Genomic DNA, 19,691 nt, shown 5'->3' with positions numbered 1-19,691 from the left:
CGCCCTTCAATCCAGCAACAGGTACAACGCACACGCGACCAGCAACACCGCCATCACCCGGTTGAACAGCCGCACCCGCGCGGCGCTGCGCAGGTACTGGCTCAGGTGCGCGCCGGCCACCGACCAGCAGGCCAGCGACAGGTAGCAGACCACCAGGTAGATCGCCGCGAATTGCCAGATCAGCGTTGGCTGGCCGTCGGCGACGAACACACCCATGCCGGCAATCGACGCCAGCCAGGCCTTGGGATTGAGCCATTGCATCAGCGCGCCTTGCCACATCGTCGGCCGCGTCCGGGCCTGTTCGACACTCAGGTGGCCGTCATCGCTGGCCAGTTTGAAGGCCATGTACAACAGAAAAGCCACGCCCGCCCACTGGATGGTGCGGGTCAGGAACGGCCACTGCTGCAGCGTTTCGTTCAGGCCAAAACCGATCAATAGCAACAACAGGGTAAAACCCAGCGTCGCGCCCAGCACATGGCGCAGGCTGGCGCGCAGGCCGAAGCGTACCCCAGCGCTCAGGGCGACGATATTGACCGGGCCCGGGGTAATCGACGAGGCCAGGGCGAAGGTCGCCATTGAAATCAACACACTCATGTTCACAACCTCTTGGGGATCAGAATGACCCTGGCAAGGTAGTGGTCGGTGCGTGACGCTGTATTGAAGGAAATTACCCTTACAGAGCAGGTTGCCTGCATCAGAAAAACCGTCAGGTACTTGCTTTTTTATGGTTTAACTCTACAAATGCGACGTGTGAGGCAGCCCAACGCCATTGTTGTCACTTATCGAGTTCACTCCATGTACAAAGCCCTTGTTTTTGCCGTCGCCTTCAGCCTGTCCGGGACGGCACTGGCCGCTTGCCCGGCGAACACGCCGGTCGACACCGCACGCTGGATCTACACCCAGCACGCCGATTTCTATGTCAAGGGCAAGGGCGGGCCGCAGTACCTGTCGGCAACGCTGTTTGAATGGTTGAAAAAGGATTGGGCCTGCCAGGCCTCAGGCGATCAATGTGCACTCAGCGCCAATCCGTGGACCGATGCTCAGGACGGCGATATTCAGGAGCCGGTCACCTGGAAACAGGTGTCCAGTGTCGACAAACAGGTGGTGGTCGAGATGAATTACCTGCTGGGCTACAAGAATGCCCCGGCACAACCGGGCGTGGAACAAACCACCCGGTTGCTGCTGACCAGAAACCCCGGCACTCAGTGCTGGGTGCTGGATAACCTGCAAGGCCCAGGCGATCTGCCTCTGCTTGAAGCCTTGCAGGAGTTTCCTTACGACGGTGACTGATTCAGTTCAAGCCTGGCTCCACTCCACGTTGGTGATACCGAAGTGCTCCGCATAGGGTTTTGAAACCTGCGGCACGCGCTCCAGCCGGTACTTGGGAATACGCGCAAGACCGGCATCCACACTTGCGTAGTGCCAGGCGTGAGCATTGTCCATGTTGATGGCACGAATATAGAAACTCTTGAAAGCACCGTTCAACAGGTAATCGATCCGGTAGTGTTTTTCCTGAGCCATTAACAGCATTGCCTCCCTTATTGATAATCCCCGTGCCCCCTCGCAAGACAACCTGCCAGGCAAGTAAAAGAAGTCATTGCCGGCTGCCCGGAATCTCCCCCGATCCAGGCAACGGGCAATCTTTCGTTTGCCAGGCAACGCCTTGCGTCATGAAAGGGCACTGAGTAATAAGGGACCTGAAGGCGGTGGGAAAGATTCCGTGTTTTTTCTCAACGGTCGTTCAGCGGCATGTCTGGCTAGCGAATCGCAAGCCTTTTTGCCAGTCGGCTGAGGTTGGCGCGGTCGACGCCGAGTTCGCGCGCGACCTCGGCCCATTTGCCGTGATGGCGGGCCAGGGACTGCTCGATCAGGCGCCGCTGGAAGGCATCCACCGAGGCCTTGAGGCCTTCGCCACCGGCCAGCAGCGGATCGGTGTCCGCAACCTCTGCGCCCGGTGCCGGCCTGACGTCGTGGTCAAGCCCGAGCATGGCGGCTTCGACGGTCAGAATCCTCGGCCGCCCAACATGCGCCGATAACGCCTTGAGCACGGCACGGCTGATCAGGTGTTCCAGTTCACGCACATTGCCGGGCCAGGCATACGCCAGCAGTTGCTGCTGCGCCTCGCCGTTGAGCCGCAGGCTGCGCAGGCCCATGCGCACGCGGTTTTGCTCAAGGAAAAAACCGGCCAGCAACAGCACATCGCGACCGCGTTCGCGCAGCGGCGGCACCGTGAGCGGGTACACACTCAAGCGGTGATACAAGTCGGCACGGAAGCGGCCCTCACGCACCTCTTCGGCCAGGTCGCGGTTGGTGGCGGCGATGATGCGCACATCGACGTGGTGCTCCTGATCCGAACCCACGCGCTGCAACTGGCCGCTTTGCAGCACGCGCAGCAGCTTGGACTGCACTGGCAGCGGCAACTCGCCGACTTCATCGAGAAACAGCGTGCCGCCATCGGCCAGCTCGAACTTGCCGCTGCGACCGCTCACCGCCCCGGAGAACGCGCCGCGCACGTGACCGAACAGCTCGCTCTCGACCAGCGTCTCGGGCAAGGCCGCGCAGTTGATGCTGATCAGCGGCTTGTGCGCACGCGGTGAATGCAGGTGGATGGACTCGGCGACCAGTTCCTTGCCGACCCCGGTTTCGCCGGTGATCAGCACCGTCAGCGGGCTGTTGCCGACCAGCAGGATTTCCTGCTGCAGGTGCTTGTGTGCCGGGCTCTGGCCGATCAGTTCGCGCGGTGAAGAACCGCCGGCCACGCGCTTGTAGACCTCGACCAGCTGGCGCTGATCCTCAAAGCCGCGCAGCAGTTGTTGAATGCGCTCGCTGGCCATGACCGTGGCGGCCGCCAGGCTGGCAAAGGCTTGCAGGGTTTCCAGATCGACGCTGCCGAAACTGGCGGCATCCAGCGAATCGAGGGTGATCAGGCCCCAGGGTTTGCCCTGGATAATCAGCGGGCAGCCCAGGCAGTCATGCACTTCAAGGGTGCCATGGCCGTCGAGCAGGCCGTCGTAGGGATCAGGAAGCTCACAATCGGCGGCGAAGCGCACCGGTTTGTCGCTGTACAGCAGAATCTCCAGACGCGGATGCTCATTGACCCGAAAGCGCCGGCCCAGCGTGTCGGCGCTCAAGCCATCGACCGCCAGTGGCACCAGCACATCGTCTTCAAGCTTGAGCAACGCCACCGCATCGCAGGGCAGCAGCTGGCGCAGGGAATACAGCAACCGCCGATAGCGCTCCTCGTCGGGCAACTCACGAGACAGATCGGCCACCAGCGGCAACAGCGAACGCAGCATGGGATGAGGCATCAAGGCTCCTATTATGTAGGAGCGCGCTTGCCCGCGACCGGCTGCGTTAGCAGTCGTAAATTTGTGGCGTTTCATCAATTTTGCGAGCGCTTCGCACTCGGTCGCGGGCAAGCGCGCTCCTACAGGTTGGTGTTGCAGGTTACGGCGCCGGGTTTGGCTGGCGCGTGTGGATCGCTTCTATTCCGGCAATCACTTCATCGGACAACACCAGGTCGATGCTCGCCAGGTTGCTGGCCAACTGATCAAGGTTGGTCGCGCCGATGATGTTGCTGGTCACGAACGGCCGGCTGGTGACGTAGGCCAGGGCCAGTTGTCCAGGGTCCAGGCCGTGCTCGCGGGCCAGCGCGACATACTGCTCGGTGGCGCGTTGTGCCTCGGGGTTGTTGTAGCGCTGGAAGCGCTCGTACAGGGTCAGGCGGCCATCGGCAGGACGGGCGCCATTCAGGTATTTGCCGGTCAGCACGCCGAACGCCAGCGGCGAATAGGCCAGCAGGCCGATCTGCTCGCGAATGGCAATTTCCGCCAGGCCCACTTCAAAGGTGCGGTTGAGCAGGCTGTAGGGGTTCTGGATCGACACCGCGCGTGGCAGGTTGAGGGTTTCAGCCAGGTGCAGGAAGCGCTGGGTGCCCCACGGGGTTTCGTTGGACAGGCCGATCTGGCGGATTTTGCCTTCCTTGACCAGGTCGCCCAGCACCGACAGGGTTTCTTCGATGGCCACCGAGTTGTCGCTGGCATCGTGCTGATAGCCCAGCACGCCAAAGAAGTTGGTCTTGCGGTCCGGCCAGTGCAGTTGATACAGGTCCAGGTAATCGGTGTTCAGGCGCTTGAGGCTGCCCTCGAGCGCGGCGGTGATGTTGCGCCGGTCAAGACGCGGGTTGCCGTCGCGGATGTGTTCCATGCGGCCGGGGCCGGCGACTTTGCTGGCCAGTACCCAGTCATTGCGGTCGCCGTACTTCTTGAAGTACTCGCCGATGATGCTTTCGGTGCGGGTGTAGGTTTCGCCGCGCGGCGGCACCGGGTACATCTCGGCGGTGTCGATGAAGTTGACACCGGCCTGCTTGGCCAGGCGAATCTGTTCGAAGGCCTGTTCCTGAGTGTTCTGCTCGCCCCAGGTCATGGTGCCCAGGCTGATGGCGCTGACAGAAATGTCCGTCTTGCCGAGTGAACGAAATTGCATCGATGACTCCCTTTTATCGAAGAAATACGAAGGCCTATGCCGCCGCTGTTCAGGTGCGCTTCAGACAGCGCAGGTAACGCTCGTTGACCCGCTGGGCAAACCAGGCGGTGGTCAGTTTACGGGTGATCTTCGGGCTTTGCAGGGTGATGCCCGGCAGTATCGCGCGTGGCAGCTGAAAGCCGGCTGTCTGCTCGGCCAGTTCGAAGACCCGTGCATACACCCGGGTGCTTTCAAAGTCCTGGCCATCACCCTTTTTCAATTGGTTATAGATCGCCGCGTTGCTCAGGTCCAGACGCGGGCCAAGGCTGCGCACGGCTTGCTCGGTGCTGCCGGGGTCCAGCGAGTCGCGGCGGATCAGATCGCCGTCCAGCGCCAGCTGTTTGCCGGTCAGGCGGCTGACGGCACTCTGAAACGCGGCGTTGCGGCTGGCGTACCAGCCGGCATTGAAATCGGCGAAGCGGTACAGCGGCTCGGGGTAATCGACCGGGTAACCCAGCAAATGGGCGATGCCGAAGTACATGCCGCCACGGCGGCTGAACACCTCACGGCGAATCGAGCCGTCGACGGCGTACGGGTAGCCTTTGGCGCGCGCTTCGGCAAAGGCGATGCTGACCTGCATCGGCCCGCCGGTGTGGACCGGGTTGAACCGGCCGAACAGGGTCTGGCCCAACGGCACGATGTCGATGAAGTCGTCGAAGATGCCGCTCAGCTGCTTTTCCGTGCGCGCCGCTGCCAGGCGCGCCGCGTAGGTCTTGCCGTCGGGCGAACGCAGGCTCAATGCGGTGTCGATCAACGCGGAGGGAATGTGCAGGCGTGCCGCACGGCGGTCGATTTCTTCACGGGCAATGCGCCCAAGCCCCGGCACAGCAGGGTCGGCCTGAAAGGTCGACTCCTGTTCGGTAACGGCCAGCGCGGCGCAGATGTTTTCAGGTGTCAGGGCAATGTCCTGGGTACTGAACGCGGTCTGGATATCGCCCGCCCAGCCCTGACGGTCCTTCACGCTGGCCGGCAGCAGCGCCACGATGCGTTCGCGGGCCTGTTCGGGGCTCAGCGGCGGCGGTCCTGATGGCCGCGTGGCACAACCGCTCAGCAGCAGCGCGGTGACGGCCGTCAGGCTCAATAGCAGGTTTGAACTCACCTCGATCTCCTGAGTCATGAGAAAGACCGAGGCATCGGCCTCTAGAATACCGACCACTCGATCCGCGCGCTCAAACGTTCCAGCGCTGCCATACCGACCAGCGAGTTACCGGCAGCGTTCAACTCCGGGGACCAGACGCACACCGAGAAACGCCCCGGCACCACCGCGACAATCCCGCCCCCTACCCCGCTTTTACCCGGCAGGCCGACGCGATAGGCAAAGTTGCCGGCCTCATCGTACAGCCCGCTGGTGGCCATGATCGAGTTCAACTGGGTGGTCTGCCGTGCGGTCAGAATCTGCTCGCCGCTGTGGGTGCAAAAGCCCTCGTTGGCAAGAAACCCGAACGCGCGCGCCAGATCGACGCAGTTCATGCTCAGCGCGCAGTGATGAAAGTAGCTGCGCAGCACGTTTTCGACTTCGCCATGGAAATTGCCGAACGACTTCATCAGCCAGGCCGCCGCCGCATTACGCGAGCGGTGCTGGTACTCGGACTCGGCCACCTTGGCATCGGAGATCACCTTGGGGTTGCCGCACAAACGCCGCACAAAATCGCGCATCGACAAGGCCGGCGCGGCATACCGCGCCTGATTGATGTCGCTGATGATCAGGGCACCGGCATTGATGAACGGGTTGCGCGGCTTGCCACGCTCGAACTCCAGCTGCACCAGCGAGTTGAACGGCTGGCCGGACGGCTCGTGACCGACCCGCTCCCAGATTTCTTCACCGGAATGCTGAATCGCCTGAACCAGGCTGAAGACCTTGGAAATACTCTGGATCGAAAACGGCGTGAGTGCGTCTCCCGCGTGGAAGACCTCGCCACTGTTGCTGTACACCGCGATACCGAGCTGATCGGGGCGCACCTCGCCCAGCGCCGGAATGTAATTGGCGACTTTGCCCTGGCCGAGCAATGGCCTGACTTCATCGAGGATTTCGTTCAGCAAGTCTTGCATGTGGGCGCCCCGTGTTTTTGGGTGCGCACACTACACCAAGTGCTGAAAAATTACCTGTGAAACGGGCGCCTGAACGCCCGTGACCGCGATCAATTCTTGTAATCGGTGCCGTGGCGATCCAGTTCGCGGATCAGCGCATTCCAGTGGCGCGCCACGCCCGGGCCGTTACCGTCCTTGAATACCTTGGCCTGCTCTTCGACCTTGGCCACCACTTCCGGCGGCGGCAGGAGCAATTCGTCGTTGCCGGCCGACTGCGCGGCGATCTGGATATTGCACGCATATTCCAGACCCTGCAGTTGCTGGAAGGCGTGGGCAACGCTGACACCACCGGTCAACAGGCCATGGTTGCGCAGGATCAGCACGCTCTTGTCACCGAGGTCGGCGACCAGACGCTCGCGCTCGTCCAGCTCCAGGGCAACGCCTTCATAGTCGTGATAGGCCACGCGGCCAGAGAACCCCAGGGAATGCTGGGAGATCGGCAGCAGACCGCGCTTTTGCGCCGACACAGCGATGCCGTCGCGGGTGTGGGTATGCAGCACCGCCTTGAGATCATGGCGGGCGCCATGAATGGCGCTATGGATCACATAGCCTGCGTAGTTGATGCCCAGGCCGGTCGGGTCGTCGACGATGGTGCCGTCGAGCGCCACCTTGACCAGGTTCGACGCGGTGATCTCATCGAACAGCAGGCCGAAGGCATTGATCAGGAAATGTTCATCAGGGCCGGGCACGCGGGCCGAGAAGTGGGTATAGATGTGGTCGGTCCAGCGCTTGAGTGAAGCCAGGCGATAGGCGGCGGCAAGCTGGACGCGCACTTCCCACTCTTCAGCCGAGACGCGATCACGCACATTGCCCGAGGGCTGGTGGGCATCCTGTTGGACGGGCAAGGCACTGACGTTGCTCATTGGGTGTGGCTCCTGAATGACGTGTGAAGCAAGTCATCCAAGACTATGCGCATAACAAGATCTTGAAAAAGCACATTTTCTTCTAAGCTAATTATTAAAAAATAGAATATTAAAATTCATCTTTATGCTTTGATCCTCGCTCGCGATCCATTACCGACCCCTTTGCCAGGCGGAGGTCTTCAATTTTGACCCGCCTGGAGCCTGATCATGACCGCGTCGCTGAACCGTACGCTGACCCTTGAACTGCACGCCGATGTATTGATTATCGGCGGCGGGCTGGCCGGCACCTGGGCCGCCGTGGCCGCCGCCCGTGAAGGCGCGCGGGTGGTGCTGGTCGACAAAGGCTACTGCGGCACCAGCGGCGTGACCGCCACCGCAGGGCCCGGCCACTGGTGGGTGCCACCCGATGCCGGCGTGCGCCAGGCGGCCATCGACAAGCGCCTGGGCACCGCCTATGGCCTGGCCGATGCGCGCTGGATGGCCCGCGCCATCGACACTACGTGGACCAGCCTGCCAGGCATCAGCGGCTACTACGACTTTCCCGTGGACGAAAAAGGTGTGGTGCAGTACCGCGGCCTGCGTGGCCAGGAATACCTGCGCGGCATGCGCCGCCTGGCGCTGGATAACGGCGTGACCATTCTCGACCACAGCCCGGCACTGGAGCTGCTGCGCGACGCGCAAGGCACGCTGGCCGGTGCGCGCGGCTGGCGTCGTCAGGCCGGAGGCGACTGGCAAGTGCGGGCGCCTTCGGTGGTGCTGGCCAGCGGCGGCTGTGCGTTTCTGTCCAGCCTGCTGGGCAGCCACACTAACACCGGCGACGGCTACCTGATGGCGGTCGAGGCCGGGGCCGAACTGTCGGGCATGGAGTTTTCGAACTACTACTGCATCGCCGCCGCTGGCAGCAGCATGACCCGCTCGATGGTCTACAGCTTCGGCGAATATTTTGATGCCAGCGACCGCCTGCTGCCCATCGGGCCCGGCCCTGATTTCACCGGACAATTGGCCCGCGCCCTGCTTGAGGGCCCGGTTTACTGCCGCCTGAACCGGGTGCCGCACGACATTCGCCGGCAGTTGCCGACCATCCAGCCCAACCTGATGCTGCCCTTCGACCGGCGCGGCATCGACCCTTACACGCAGCGCTTCGCCGTGACCCTGCACCCGGAAGGCACCATCCGTGGCGTCGGCGGCCTGCGCCTGGTCAACGATGAGTGCGAAACCCGGGTGCCAGGCCTGTACGCCGCCGGCGACGCCGCCAGCCGCGAACCGATTGCCGGCGCCACCTCGGGCGGTGGCGCGCAAAATTCCGCCTGGGCGTTGTCGACCGGGCAATGGGCAGGCCGCGCAGCGGCGCGTCGGGCACTGCAAGCGCAAGCACCGGCAGGCGCCGTGCACGGCTTCGACGGTGCCGGCTTGCGCCATACGGTGGCCGACGGCCCGGCGCTGATTCGCCGCATCCAGAACGAAGTCCATCCGCTGGACAAGAACCTGTTCCGCAACGGCGCGCAGCTCGGCCGCTCGTTGCAGGCGCTGGACACGGTCTGGGATGAAGTGCGCCACGGCGCGCAGGCCATCGTCGATAACCCGCTGCGCGCGCGTGAACTGGTGGCCATGGCCGCCACCGCCCGCTGGTGCTATTACGCCGCCGAGCAACGCCGCGAAAGCCGTGGCATGCACCAGCGCAGCGACCAGCCCGAACAACTCACCCGCTTCGATGCGCACCTGCGTATCGGTGGCCTGGACCAGCCCTGGCATCGCTTCGATGCGCTCCAGAGCCGCCCGCACCTTCAGGAACTGCCTGCATGATCGAATTGATATTCAAAGACCTGTGCGACGGCTGCGGCACCTGCGTGCAGGTCTGCCCCACCAACGCCCTCAGGATCGGCGCCGACGGCCTGCCGGACATCCGCGACCAGTCGGCCTGCCAGACCTGCTTCATGTGCGAGCTGTATTGCGCAAGCGATGCGCTGTATGTCGACCCGGACTGCGAGCAACCGCGCCAGCCGGACCCCGAGGCCATACGTGCCAGCGGGTTACTGGGGCAATTTCGCCGCGACTCGGGCTGGGATGAGTGGGCAGAAGATGCCCGCTACGCCAATTTGCATTGGCGCATGGACGGCATCTTTGCCTTGGCGCGGACGACCAACGGCGGGCGGACGTGAATCACTCCTGCAGCGATTCGACGCCCAGTTCGTTCCACACTTCTTCGGCCAGGTGGAAGGTCGCGTTGGCGGCCGGAATACCGCAGTAGATCGCGCTCTGCATCAGCACTTCCTTGATCTCGTCGCGGGTCACGCCGTTGTTTTTCGCGGCGCGCAGGTGCAGGCGCAGTTCGCCTTCGCGGTTCATGCCGATCAGCATGGCGATGGTGATCAGGCTGCGGGTATGGCGCGGCAGGCCTGGACGGGTCCAGATGTCACCCCAGGCGTGGCGGGTGATCATTTCCTGAAACTCTTCGTTGAACGGCGTGAGTTTTTTCAGGCTGTTGTCGACGTGCGTGTCGCCCAGTACCGCGCGACGCACTTGCATGCCGGCGTCATAGCGTTCTTTTTCGTTCATGGCTTATTCCTTGGTGAAATGTGTGTGTTCCGCCACGGCGCGCTCGACCCAGCGCCGGGCCTGGCCCAGGTAATGGGCCGGGTCCAGCAGGCGGTCCAGTGCCTGGGCATTGAGGTGTTCGGTGACCTGCGGGTTATCGCCCAGCACCTGACGCAAGTGCGCGCCCTGCTCTACCGCGCGGCGGCAGCTTTGTTCGATCAGGTGGTGCGCCGCATCGCGGCCGATGCAGCGCGACAGGGCGATGCTCACCGCCTCCGCCAGCACCAGGCCTTTGGTGGACTCCAGGTTGCTGCGCATGCGCGGGGCATCGACTTCCAGGCCCGGCACCACCAGCAATGCCTGTTGCAGCGCGCCGGAAACCAGGCAGCACAGTTCCGGCAGGGTTTCCCACTCGGCGTGCCACAGGCCCAGGCTGCGCTCGTGTTCTTGCGGCATGGCCGACAGCAGGGTCGACACCAGCCCCGGTGCGCGGGTCGCGGCGCCGATCAGCACCGCAGCGCCCACCGGGTTGCGCTTGTGCGGCATGGTCGATGAGCCGCCCTTGCCCGGCGCCGAAGGCTCGAACACCTCGCCGACTTCGGTCTGCATCAACAGGCTGATGTCGCGGCCCAGCTTGCCCAGGCTGCCGGCGAGCGTGCCCAGCCAGCTGGCGAACTCCACCAGCCGGTCGCGCTGGGTGTGCCAGGGTTGTTCCGGCAAGGTCAGGTCAAGCTCTTCAGCCAGGGCCTGGGCCACGTCGAAGGCTTGTTCGCCCAAGGCCGCCAGGCTGCCCGAAGCGCCACCAAATTGCAGGCTCAGCAAACGCGGCTTGAGTTCGGCCAGGCGCTGCCGATGACGGGTGACCGCGCCCAGCCAGCCGGCGATTTTCATCCCCAGCGTGACCGGCGTTGCCTGTTGCAGCCAGGTGCGCCCGGCCAGCGGCGTGTCGGCATGACGCTGCGCCTGGGTGGCCAGCGCTTCGGCCAGTTGCGCCAGATCGGCTTCGAGCAGCACGATGGCGCGGCGCAGTTGCAGCACCAGGCCTGAGTCCATGACGTCCTGGCTGGTGGCACCCATGTGCACATAGCGCTCGGCCTCTGGACTGTGCGCGGCAATCTGCTTGCCCAGCGCCTTGACCAGCGGAATCGCCGAGTTACCGGCGCTGCCGATGGCGATGGCCAACGCCTCGAAGTCGAACAGTTCGGCGCGGCATTGCTGCTCGATATCGGCCACCACCGCCTGAGGGATCAGGCCGACCCGCGCCTGGGCACGGCTCAGTGCCGCCTCGAAGTCGAGCATGCCCTGCACACGGCCGGCGTCGGAAAAGATCCGGCGCATGTCGGCTTGAGTGAAATAGGCATCAAACAGTTGATTGCTCGGTGTGCTCACAGCAGCGCTCCCTGAAAAGATTCATCTGGTACCAGAAAGATTCATGTGGCATCCGCATGGCTGAACCGGCCCTTGAGCAGGATCGCGATCGCTGCCAGCGCGGCCGGCACGATCAGCGCGGTCAGCACCTGCTCGAAACTCCAGCCCAGGCCCAGCAGCGTGGCACCGGCCCAGGCGCCGAGGATCGCGCCGAAGCGGCCGATGCCCAGCATCCACGACACGCCGGTGGCGCGGCCTTGAGTCGGATAAAAACGGGCCGCCAGCGAGGGCATGGCCGATTGCGCGCCATTGATGCACATGCCGGCCACCAGCACCAGCGTCGCCAGCAGCACGACATTGCCCAGGCTTTGACCGACCAGCCAGGCGAATGCTCCGGCCAGTGCATAGGCGCCGCCGATCACCCAGTGCGGGTTATAACGGTCCATCGCCCAGCCCACACCCACCGCGCTAAGCACGCCGCCCAACTGGAACAGCGCGCCGATCACCGCCGACTGCTCCAGGCTGGCGCCGCTGTCGCGCAGCAGGGTCGGCAGCCAGCTGGTCAGCAGATAGACGATCACCAGGCCCATGAAATAGGTCAGCCACAGCAGCAAGGTGCCGGTGCTGTAGGTGCCGGAAAACACCACTTTGAACACGTTGCGGCTGCCCACGCTTTTTTGCTCCGGGACACTGAAACCCGTCACGTCCTTCAGCGCGCCCGGATTGATCGGCGCCAGCACCTTGCGCACCCGCTCGGCACCGCGATTGCTCACCACCAGAAAACGCGCCGATTCCGGCAGCCACAATGCCAGCGCCAGGGCCAGAATCAACGGCAGAATCCCGCCGAGCATCAGCAGGCTTTCCCAGCCCAGCGCCGGGATCATCTTGGCCGAGATAAACCCGCCGCTGGCCATGCCGAGGTTGAAGCCGCAGAACATGCTGGTCACCAGCATCGACTTGAGGCGTTCGGGCGTGTACTCGGAGAGCAGCGTGGTGGCGTTGGGCATTGCCGCACCCAGGCCGATGCCGGTCAGCAGGCGCAGGATCAGCAGTTGATCGAGGCTGGTGCTCCAGGCCGACAGCAGGCTGAACAGGCCGAACACCGAGACGGCGACCACCAGCACCAGCTTGCGGCCGAAGCGGTCGGCCAAGGGGCCGGAACCCAGCGCGCCAAAGACCATGCCGATCAGGGCGGCACTCATCACCGGCCCCAGGCTGGAACGGGCGATGCCCCATTCCTGGCTCAACGCCGGCGCAATAAAGCCCATGGCCGCGGTGTCGAGGCCGTCGAGAAAAACGATCAGAAAGCACAGCGCAACCACTCGCCATTGAAAGGCTGACAGCGGTTGTTCATTGATAAACGTCTGGACATCGAGGGTCCGCCCCCCGGCCGCACTTGCAGAAAGCGTCATGTGATATCCCTTTTATTTTTATGTAGGAAAGCCTCCGCACCGGGCAGTGCAGAGGCTTGAAAAGCACGCAACCGGCTTAGAAGTCGAAGAACACCGTCTCGCCTTCACCCTGCACGCGGATATCGAAGCGGTAGGCCAGTTGGCCGTCCACCGTACAACGCTTGGCCACCAGCGTCTCGCGGCGCGGGGCCTGCTCGATCAGGTTGAGCACCGGGTCCTTGGCATTGGCGGCGCTTTCGTCATCGAAATACAGACGCGTGTGCAGGTGGATATTGATCCCGCGGGCAAACAGCGAAATGTTGATGTGCGGCGCCATCGGCACGCCGGCGCCATTGGTGACCACGCCCGGCTTGACGGTTTTCACCGTCCAGACACCGTCGTCGTCGGTGGCGGTGCGGCCGAAACCGTTGAAGGGTCTGGCCTGATCGTAGGTCGGGTCGTAAGCGCCCTGATGGTCGGCCTGCCACAACTCAAGGTACGAATCGCGCATCAAATGGCCGTTGCCGTCGTAGACCGAACCCAGCAACAGAATGTGCTCGCCGGCTGCACCCGGTTGAGCCATCTGGTTCCAGATTTCAAGTTCGCGGGTCGGGTTGCCAGCCACTTCCAGGGCCAGGCCGATATGAACGTAAGGGCCGGCGGTTTGCGAAGGGGTTTCGGGCAGTAATTGAACGGGCATGACAACCTCCTCAGCGGTTTTCGAAGTGGGTCTGGCGCTGACCGCGCAGCACGATGTCGAAGCGGTAGGCCAGGCAATCCATCGGATTGGCCAGGCCCATGTCGAGCCGCGCCACCAGGCTCTGCACAGCCTCGGGGTTGGCGATCGACTTGACGATCGGGCACAGCGGAATCAGCGGGTCGCCTTCGAAATACAGCTGGGTGATCAAGCGCGTGGCAATCGACGGGCCGCTGACCGACACGTGGATGTGCGCCGGACGCCAGTCGTTGGGGCCGTTGCGCCATGGGTACGGGCCTGGCTTGACGGTGCGGAAACTGTAGTTGCCGTCGCGGTCGGTCAGGGTGCGGCCGACGCCACCAAAGTTGGGGTCGATCGGCGCCAGGTAATGGTCACGCTTGTGGCGATAACGGCCGCCGGCGTTGGCCTGCCAGATTTCCACCAGGGTGTTGGGCACCGGCTTGCCGTACTGGTCGACAACGCGACCGGCCACGATGATGCGCTCGCCGACCGGCAGGCCACCGTTGTTGAAGTTGAGCAGCAGGTCGTTGTCGTGGCGACCAAAGATCAGATGGGAAAAATCAGGGCCCGTGGTTTCCGAGATCGACTGCGGAATGCTGACCAGTGCCTGGCGCGGCGAGCGCAGCACGGAGGTCTTGTAGTCGGGCGTCAGGGCTTTGGGGTGCCAGTTTCGATCACGGATGACGAAGCGGCTGTTGTCGGCAACAGACATGGTTCAGGTCCTTGCGTTGTTTTTATTGTGATGCGCAGTGCGCTGCGCCTCAGGCTGGGCACAGTGTCAGGGGATCGAGCCGCTTCGAAAAATGAAAAAATATCAACGATCCATAACCAAATGGTTATGGATTGAAGTTGTAGGCACCGTTGCGGTACGCCTCACCCACCTGCCGCAGTTCATCCACGCACCACAACGCCGCCCGCGACAACGGCACGGCCGGGTTGCTGCACAGGCCTACCGAGCCGCCTGGTTCACGAATGCCCATGTCCAGTTCGACCAGGCTGCCGTCCTGCAACTCTTGCAGCACTGCATCGAGTGGCGCGATCCAGATCGCATTGCTGCGCTCGACATAGCGCCGGCTGAGGATCAGCGACAGGGTCTCAAGGCGCTGGCGCGGCGGCTGGATGCCGTATTGCACGAACAGGCTGTCGGCAAAGGCGCGAATCGTGGTGCCGGCCAGCGGCAGCACCAACGGATAATCCTGCAGGCTTTCACGACGCAGCGGGGCCGCCAGCAACGGGTGGTCACGGCGCGCCACCAGGGTCATCGATTCGTTGTACAGGTGCTCGAAACTCAGGCCATGAATCTGCGGGCTGTCGGTCATGCGCCCGACCACCAGGTCCACTTCACCGACGCGCAGTTGCGACAACAGGTAGGCGCTGGGGCCAGTCATCACGCTGACGATCAGCGCCGGATGGCGTTCATGCAAACGGGTCAGTACCTCGGGCATCAACAGGCTTTCGGCCGTGGACAGCACGCCCAGGCGCACCGTGGCGGTTTCGTGCTCGCCGGAGCGCAGGCTGTTGACCCCTTCACGCAGCGCCTGGACGCTGGGCCCGGCAAAGCGCATGAAGGCCACGCCGGCCTCGGACAACTGCGCGCCATGCTTGCCGCGCAAGAACAGCACCGCGCCCAGCAAGCCTTCAAGCTCCTTGAGCGCCTTGGACAGCGCCGGCTGGCTGATCGCCAATTGATCGGCAGCCTTGGCCAGGCTGCCCTGGCGCGCCACCTCAAGGAAGCACACCAGGTGGCGGTATTTGATTCGGGTATCGATATTCAAGAAGTGATGGGCCTGCGCAGAAAATAGGCGACCTGCTCGGCATCGAACGGCCAGTCAAGCTCGGCACCGCTGTCGACACGGCGCAGCACCGGGATGCGCAGGCCGTAATGTTCAGCCAAAGACTCGTCTTCAGCGATATCCACCAGCTCGACCATCAGGCCGTGTTCGATTAAAGGCAGTAACACCCATTCGGCCAGTTCACAGAGGTGACAACCGGGGGTGCCGAGCAATTGGCATTCGGGTGGCATGGCAGATTTCTCGTGATGACAGGTAAATGTGGCCAGTGGCTTGATGATTTTAGGCCTGCCGGTGAAGAGCGTCGAGGCTTAACAGGTAAATGCGGCGCTCTACACAGGATGCGCGATGCGCTATAACTGGCCGGCGCAACGCCTGCGCCTGAACACGGAGGTCTGAAAAGTCATGACGGTTTTTGATGCTGAACGGTTAGCCAGCGTGGCGCAAACAACCCGGCCCGGTGACGCGCCGTGTACCTGTCTGGAACGGGACCTGAGCGGCTGGAGCGGCTGGCCGGCCACTTACCATGAAGAACAGTTCGTCAGGGTCGGCACCCTGGCGCAGGTTCCCAGGGATGAGGCGACGCTTGAGGAATATCACCCGGCCAATACCTCTTACTGGTCAGCGGATGCGCCCATCGCGCCGCGCTTTTACCCTTATAACCAGTGCGGCGTGTGGACCTGCGTATCGTGCGCCAGGCTGTACCTGCGCCATAACGATGAAGGCGCCTATCACTCGGAAAAACGCATCCGCCGCGTGTTGCCCGAACACATCGTCGACGCGCCGCTTAGCGAGGATTCGCCACCGGCCTGACCCGGGACTTGAAGCGGCGCCTGGAAAAAGCGTTGGCCCGGTCCAGCACCGGCTTTTCGAAGAGGCGATACCCTACCCAGCCGTAGCACAGCACCGCCATCATCATCAGCACCGCAAAGACCAGGTTGTCGAGGTAACTTTGCGGCGCTGGCCCCAGCCACAGCCAGAGGCGCCCGATCACGCCGAGCACCAGCAGGTGCGACAGGTACACGGTGTACGACATGTCGCCGATGGCCACCAGCACCGGGCTCAGGCGCAGATGGCCGCGACGTTCCAGCAGCGCCATGCTCAGCACCAGCACACCAAAGGTTGCGCCCACCGCCAGCATGCGCGCCAGGCCGTGCCCCTCATACAGATGGAAAAACCCAATCAGCGGCATGCCCACCAGGGTGGCCAGCAGCAGCGCCGCCCACACCAGCGCATCGGGCAGCCGCGCGCTGTGCGGGCCATAGAAAAACAGCGCCAGCGCCACGCCGGCAATGAATTCCAGGGCATACGGATGCAGGATGATCTGCACCAGCGGCGAATAGTCCTGCCAGTCCTGCAGCGCATTGAACACCAGCAGAATCAGCGCCCAGACCGCCAGAAAGACCGGCAACAAACGCTCGCGCCACGGCATCAGGCCACTGAACACCAGGTAGAACCACAGCTCGAACACCAGCGACCAGGCGACCATCACCAGCAGCACCTTGTCGCTGGGCAGCAAGAAAAACGACAGCAGCAGATTGGACTCGCCATGGCCGCTGTTGACCATGCCCGGCTGCACCAGATACACCGCCAGGGTGATAAAGAAATACAGCCAGTACGTGGGATAGATCCGCGAGACGCGGTTGAACACAAAGCGCTGCGCCTGAACACCGTCCTGAAAGCGCCCACGGCTGACGATCACCATGACAAAGCCGCTGATCACGAAAAACAGGTCCACGCCCAACTGGAAGAAATCCAGAAAGCCTGGCAGCAGCCGGTCGCCACCGGAGTATTTGGCCTCCACCGAGGTCATGTGAAACAGCACCACGCCCAGTACCGCCAACCCCCTGAGCCCTTGCAGGGAAAACAGCCGCTCCATGCATCACGCCCCATTGCTGACCGGCGAACACGCCGGTACTAACAGATGTCATGAGCCTGTCCAAGGCTCTCATGGGTCTGAGCATAGCCAAGGGCTACGATTTTGGAAGGACGGTGTGCGGCACGGCCCAGAGGCCTTGAGCGCGCCGCAAAGCCTAGACTGCCGAACGCCGGGCCACCCCGATCCGCACCTGCGCCACCACAATGCGCAGCAGTTTGCCCGGCATCTGCCACTGCCAGGCAGGCAGGCGCGGCGACTCGAAGCGTTCGGCGATGATGAACACGGTGACCGACAGCATGGCGATGGCATGTGCCTCGCCGGCCATCAATGTCAGCAGCATCAACCCGCCGCAGGCACCAAAGCAGGACACGCCATTGATCAAGCCATACTGCACGACACTGCGGTCTGCCGGGCGCCCGAAGGCTGCCAGTGCAGGCTGGCGATGGCACAGGTTCAGGCAATATTGCCTGGCCGGCGTCCCTTGCCAGAGCAGCACGGCAGCCCCCACCACCATCAGCCCCACAGCCCCCGGCAGCGCCGCACCAAGCACGCTGGCCACCCCATACAACACCAGACTGCCCAACCCCCAGACCGCACTGTAGCCTGCCACGAACAGCAGCAGGCTGCGCCGTTTACGGCTGGTGAACGAACGGGCACGCACGTGTTGAAGCGGCGCCAGGATAACCAGCGACATCATCGCGGCCATCATCAGCACCCAGCCATAGACGAGGCTCAGCGGCGAGTGCGCCGGCCCCGCCATGTGATGCCCGCTGTGCAGGTGCATGGGCATTGCGCCCATGGGCTGGGCGCTGCCAAACGTCGGCACGGGCATGCTGTGGGGCAGCACGGCAATGGCGCACCATGCCGCCAGGCTGATGGCCGCCAGTATCAGCAGAAGTGAATCAGGCCAGGCTCGGGTACGCATCACGTGCTGGCTCCTTATTGGCCCTGACGGAACAGGCTGATGCGCCCGATCGTCACATTGGCCGAGTCCGGAATCGGATGGCGCGGTTCAAGGCGCACCTCAATGGCCGGCAAGGTTGCAGTGCCGGCCAGTTGCAGCGCATCGAAAAAACGGGTGATATCCAGTACATAGGTCACTCCGTCGCCCGCGTGACCGTCTGCCGTGGTAGACGCCGAACTGACCCCGAACAGGCCAATAGAACCTACCACCTGCTCGCCGACATCGGCGCCCTCGGTGGTGGCGGCGACATGAGCAAACACCTTCAAGGTAAAACCGTCTTCATCGGCGCGCACATTTTCCAGGTTCAGGAATACCCGGTCCGGCAGCGCCACCTGAGCGGAAAGCCGCGCACTGAAGCGGGCCGCCACTTTGTTATGGACATCGCCAGCCAGCGCCACGCGACTACTCACCCCGCTGCCTGACAGCGGGATGTTATGCGCACTGGCACCCAGCAGCTCGACATCCTGGGAAGGTTTGCTCACGTTCGCCACCTCGGCATTCAGGCCCAGCGCCTTGGCCCGCAATACAGGCGTCGTGATCGGGTTGGCAGGGCTGTAGTCATCATAGCTGTAGCCCAGCGCTTGCAGGCTGATCATCTGCTGCGGTTCATAGTTCCAGGCTTCGCCTTCAGGGGTTGGCATCACGAAAGGGTGTTCGCCGACGGCAGTCGGACCTTTTAGCCAGTTGCTCTCGGTGGGATTGCCCAGAGAGGTGGGCAGGTCTACCCAGGTTTGCCACAAACGGTCGATGTTGGCATGGTGCAGCCAGAAAATCGGGTCAAGTCCCGCCGTGCGCGGTGTGCCCATCAAGCCCTTGACGACATTAAGCGGCGGCTTGTACCCGCCTACATAGACATGGACCATGTCATGCGGCTGGTTTTCGAACGCGCCGTGCACTTGCCCGCTGTGGCTATAGCCGGTTTCGACGCCACCAAAACCCGGGCTGCCGCCGGTCGAGACCCCGGTAAACTCAGGTTCGCCCAAGGCGTCTTCGTTGACGTCGTCAAGCGGAATGAAGACTTCACTGTTGTTGTCAGGCCCGTAGCGCGCAACCACATACAGCGGGTTGTCGCCCGTGCCGTCTGGCCAGTCCGGCGAATTGAACGCTGGCGGCAGGCCATTCTGGCCGGTACGGAAGTAGTTCCAGTACGGCATGGCCCAATCGCTGGGGCCGCCAAGCTTGATGATTTCACCGCGCAGAATGTTCTCGATGGCCAGGATGTAACCCCGGTGCCACGGCAGGAAGTACCAGCTACCGTGCTGACACTGCAGCCAGTACTGCGCTTGCACGGCCTTGTCGGGCAGCGTTTCACCCAGCGTCAAATACCCCTGTTCAAGCCATAGCGCCTCTTCGAAGCCGTGTATGGCGGCATAGAAACGCCAACTGGTCGGGTCGTCGAGCGGTCGTGCCTGCATCGCCTTGACCCCGCGCGCGTACCACAGCAACGGCTCGGCCCAATCGGAACCCAGTTCCCAGACATTCTTGCGTACATAACCCATTGCACTTACTCCATGTGTTGGCAGAGGGTGGCGACAGGGAAACGACTGGTTGCCCCATGGCCTCACAAATCA

21 protein-coding genes are annotated in these 19,691 nt (G+C 63.1%); 4 read left to right on the top strand and 17 right to left on the bottom strand.

What is annotated here, in order from left to right; all coding sequences use genetic code 11:
• Positions 1–6 precede the first annotated feature (6 nt).
• Positions 7–594, bottom strand: a complete 588-nt coding sequence (locus ACYAS9_RS26760) for a LysE family translocator (protein ID WP_463571441.1) — start codon at positions 592–594, stop codon at positions 7–9.
• A 201-nt stretch (positions 595–795) separates the two neighbouring features.
• Between ACYAS9_RS26760 and ACYAS9_RS26755 the strand changes: the two genes are divergently transcribed.
• A complete protein-coding gene (locus tag ACYAS9_RS26755; protein WP_463571440.1) occupies positions 796–1,290 on the top strand; it encodes a DUF3828 domain-containing protein in 495 nt (164 codons plus the stop codon).
• A 6-nt stretch (positions 1,291–1,296) separates the two neighbouring features.
• On the opposite strand, the gene ACYAS9_RS26750 is transcribed toward ACYAS9_RS26755, so the two are convergent.
• From ACYAS9_RS26750 to ACYAS9_RS26725, 6 genes are all read right to left on the bottom strand, one after another.
• On the bottom strand, positions 1,297–1,521 hold the full coding sequence (locus ACYAS9_RS26750) for a DUF6555 family protein (protein ID WP_463571439.1): 225 nt from the start codon (positions 1,519–1,521) through the stop codon (positions 1,297–1,299).
• Positions 1,522–1,757: 236 nt separating this feature from the next.
• On the bottom strand, positions 1,758–3,308 hold the full coding sequence (norR, locus tag ACYAS9_RS26745; RefSeq protein ID WP_463571438.1) for a nitric oxide reductase transcriptional regulator NorR: 1,551 nt from the start codon (positions 3,306–3,308) through the stop codon (positions 1,758–1,760).
• Positions 3,309–3,447: 139 nt separating this feature from the next.
• The gene (locus ACYAS9_RS26740; protein ID WP_463571437.1) at positions 3,448–4,485 is read right to left on the bottom strand and encodes an NADP(H)-dependent aldo-keto reductase; all 1,038 of its coding nucleotides are present in this window, start codon (positions 4,483–4,485) and stop codon (positions 3,448–3,450) included.
• 49 nt (positions 4,486–4,534) lie between these two features.
• Complete coding sequence (locus ACYAS9_RS26735; protein ID WP_463571436.1) at positions 4,535–5,623, bottom strand: DUF1615 domain-containing protein; 1,089 nt, start codon at positions 5,621–5,623, stop codon at positions 4,535–4,537.
• 41 nt (positions 5,624–5,664) lie between these two features.
• Positions 5,665–6,573: a glutaminase B gene (gene glsB / locus ACYAS9_RS26730; RefSeq protein ID WP_463571435.1), complete on the bottom strand. Its 909-nt coding sequence runs from the start codon at positions 6,571–6,573 to the stop codon at positions 5,665–5,667.
• Positions 6,574–6,662: 89 nt separating this feature from the next.
• Complete coding sequence (locus tag ACYAS9_RS26725; protein ID WP_463571434.1) at positions 6,663–7,475, bottom strand: class II aldolase/adducin family protein; 813 nt, start codon at positions 7,473–7,475, stop codon at positions 6,663–6,665.
• 207 nt (positions 7,476–7,682) lie between these two features.
• On the opposite strand from ACYAS9_RS26725, the gene ACYAS9_RS26720 reads away from it, so the two are divergent.
• Positions 7,683–9,278 (top strand): FAD-dependent oxidoreductase, encoded by a 1,596-nt coding sequence (locus ACYAS9_RS26720; RefSeq protein WP_463571433.1) that lies wholly within the window; start codon positions 7,683–7,685, stop codon positions 9,276–9,278.
• Positions 9,275–9,634, top strand: a complete 360-nt coding sequence (locus ACYAS9_RS26715; protein ID WP_463571432.1) for a 4Fe-4S dicluster domain-containing protein — start codon at positions 9,275–9,277, stop codon at positions 9,632–9,634. Before ACYAS9_RS26720 ends, ACYAS9_RS26715 begins: the two co-directional genes overlap by 4 nt.
• Before the next feature lies 1 nt (position 9,635).
• On the opposite strand, the gene pcaC is transcribed toward ACYAS9_RS26715, so the two are convergent.
• The 7 genes from pcaC to ACYAS9_RS26680 all read right to left on the bottom strand — a co-directional run bounded on the left by pcaC (position 9,636) and on the right by ACYAS9_RS26680 (position 15,510).
• Positions 9,636–10,031, bottom strand: coding sequence for a 4-carboxymuconolactone decarboxylase (pcaC, locus tag ACYAS9_RS26710; protein WP_463571431.1), 396 nt, complete (start codon positions 10,029–10,031; stop codon positions 9,636–9,638).
• 3 nt (positions 10,032–10,034) lie between these two features.
• Positions 10,035–11,399: a 3-carboxy-cis,cis-muconate cycloisomerase gene (locus ACYAS9_RS26705; RefSeq protein ID WP_463571430.1), complete on the bottom strand. Its 1,365-nt coding sequence runs from the start codon at positions 11,397–11,399 to the stop codon at positions 10,035–10,037.
• Positions 11,400–11,440: 41 nt separating this feature from the next.
• On the bottom strand, positions 11,441–12,790 hold the full coding sequence (gene pcaK / locus ACYAS9_RS26700) for a 4-hydroxybenzoate transporter PcaK (protein ID WP_463571429.1): 1,350 nt from the start codon (positions 12,788–12,790) through the stop codon (positions 11,441–11,443).
• A 76-nt stretch (positions 12,791–12,866) separates the two neighbouring features.
• On the bottom strand, positions 12,867–13,469 hold the full coding sequence (pcaG, locus tag ACYAS9_RS26695; RefSeq protein ID WP_463571428.1) for a protocatechuate 3,4-dioxygenase subunit alpha: 603 nt from the start codon (positions 13,467–13,469) through the stop codon (positions 12,867–12,869).
• Positions 13,470–13,479: 10 nt separating this feature from the next.
• Entirely contained in the window at positions 13,480–14,199 is a 720-nt protein-coding gene (gene pcaH, locus ACYAS9_RS26690; RefSeq protein WP_463571427.1) for a protocatechuate 3,4-dioxygenase subunit beta, read from the bottom strand.
• A 124-nt stretch (positions 14,200–14,323) separates the two neighbouring features.
• The gene (pcaQ, locus tag ACYAS9_RS26685; RefSeq protein ID WP_463571426.1) at positions 14,324–15,262 is read right to left on the bottom strand and encodes a pca operon transcription factor PcaQ; all 939 of its coding nucleotides are present in this window, start codon (positions 15,260–15,262) and stop codon (positions 14,324–14,326) included.
• Positions 15,259–15,510, bottom strand: coding sequence for a glutaredoxin family protein (locus ACYAS9_RS26680; protein ID WP_463571425.1), 252 nt, complete (start codon positions 15,508–15,510; stop codon positions 15,259–15,261). The genes pcaQ and ACYAS9_RS26680 overlap by 4 nt, the downstream gene beginning before the upstream one ends.
• 172 nt (positions 15,511–15,682) lie before the next feature.
• Here ACYAS9_RS26680 and ACYAS9_RS26675 point away from each other — a divergent pair, with 172 nt between their 5' ends.
• A complete protein-coding gene (locus ACYAS9_RS26675; protein ID WP_463571424.1) occupies positions 15,683–16,090 on the top strand; it encodes a hypothetical protein in 408 nt (135 codons plus the stop codon).
• On the opposite strand, the gene ACYAS9_RS26670 is transcribed toward ACYAS9_RS26675, so the two are convergent.
• From ACYAS9_RS26670 to ACYAS9_RS26660, 3 genes are all read right to left on the bottom strand, one after another.
• Complete coding sequence (locus ACYAS9_RS26670) at positions 16,065–17,156, bottom strand: acyltransferase family protein (RefSeq protein ID WP_463571423.1); 1,092 nt, start codon at positions 17,154–17,156, stop codon at positions 16,065–16,067. The two genes, ACYAS9_RS26675 and ACYAS9_RS26670, sit on opposite strands and share 26 nt — an antisense overlap.
• Positions 17,157–17,310: 154 nt before the next feature.
• A complete protein-coding gene (locus ACYAS9_RS26665) occupies positions 17,311–18,081 on the bottom strand; it encodes a copper chaperone (RefSeq protein WP_463571694.1) in 771 nt (256 codons plus the stop codon).
• Between the two features lie 14 nt (positions 18,082–18,095).
• Positions 18,096–19,619: a tyrosinase family protein gene (locus ACYAS9_RS26660; protein ID WP_463571422.1), complete on the bottom strand. Its 1,524-nt coding sequence runs from the start codon at positions 19,617–19,619 to the stop codon at positions 18,096–18,098.
• Positions 19,620–19,691: the final 72 nt, after the last annotated feature.

The sequence above is a fragment of the Pseudomonas sp. HP_08 genome, from assembly GCF_055284095.1.
Note: the sequence above shows the minus strand (reverse complement) of the source record. Positions and strands in the feature narration are given on the sequence as shown.

Bases quoted from the DNA above. Each gene is read 5' to 3' on its own strand.
- pcaG (WP_463571428.1), bottom strand. From the start codon at position 13,469: ATGCCCGTTCAATTACTGCCCGAAACCCCTTCGCAAACCGCCGGCCCT.
- ACYAS9_RS26760 (WP_463571441.1), bottom strand. From the start codon at position 594: ATGAGTGTGTTGATTTCAATGGCGACCTTCGCCCTGGCCTCGTCGATT.
- ACYAS9_RS26660 (WP_463571422.1), bottom strand. From the start codon at position 19,619: ATGGGTTATGTACGCAAGAATGTCTGGGAACTGGGTTCCGATTGGGCC.
- ACYAS9_RS26755 (WP_463571440.1), top strand. From the start codon at position 796: ATGTACAAAGCCCTTGTTTTTGCCGTCGCCTTCAGCCTGTCCGGGACG.
- pcaH (WP_463571427.1), bottom strand. From the start codon at position 14,199: ATGTCTGTTGCCGACAACAGCCGCTTCGTCATCCGTGATCGAAACTGG.
- glsB (WP_463571435.1), bottom strand. From the start codon at position 6,573: ATGCAAGACTTGCTGAACGAAATCCTCGATGAAGTCAGGCCATTGCTC.
- pcaK (WP_463571429.1), bottom strand. From the start codon at position 12,790: ATGACGCTTTCTGCAAGTGCGGCCGGGGGGCGGACCCTCGATGTCCAG.
- ACYAS9_RS26750 (WP_463571439.1), bottom strand. From the start codon at position 1,521: ATGGCTCAGGAAAAACACTACCGGATCGATTACCTGTTGAACGGTGCT.
- ACYAS9_RS26740 (WP_463571437.1), bottom strand. From the start codon at position 4,485: ATGCAATTTCGTTCACTCGGCAAGACGGACATTTCTGTCAGCGCCATC.
- ACYAS9_RS26680 (WP_463571425.1), bottom strand. From the start codon at position 15,510: ATGCCACCCGAATGCCAATTGCTCGGCACCCCCGGTTGTCACCTCTGT.
- ACYAS9_RS26720 (WP_463571433.1), top strand. From the start codon at position 7,683: ATGACCGCGTCGCTGAACCGTACGCTGACCCTTGAACTGCACGCCGAT.
- ACYAS9_RS26715 (WP_463571432.1), top strand. From the start codon at position 9,275: ATGATCGAATTGATATTCAAAGACCTGTGCGACGGCTGCGGCACCTGC.
- ACYAS9_RS26670 (WP_463571423.1), bottom strand. From the start codon at position 17,156: ATGGAGCGGCTGTTTTCCCTGCAAGGGCTCAGGGGGTTGGCGGTACTG.
- ACYAS9_RS26665 (WP_463571694.1), bottom strand. From the start codon at position 18,081: ATGCGTACCCGAGCCTGGCCTGATTCACTTCTGCTGATACTGGCGGCC.
- ACYAS9_RS26675 (WP_463571424.1), top strand. From the start codon at position 15,683: ATGACGGTTTTTGATGCTGAACGGTTAGCCAGCGTGGCGCAAACAACC.
- pcaC (WP_463571431.1), bottom strand. From the start codon at position 10,031: ATGAACGAAAAAGAACGCTATGACGCCGGCATGCAAGTGCGTCGCGCG.
- norR (WP_463571438.1), bottom strand. From the start codon at position 3,308: ATGCCTCATCCCATGCTGCGTTCGCTGTTGCCGCTGGTGGCCGATCTG.
- ACYAS9_RS26725 (WP_463571434.1), bottom strand. From the start codon at position 7,475: ATGAGCAACGTCAGTGCCTTGCCCGTCCAACAGGATGCCCACCAGCCC.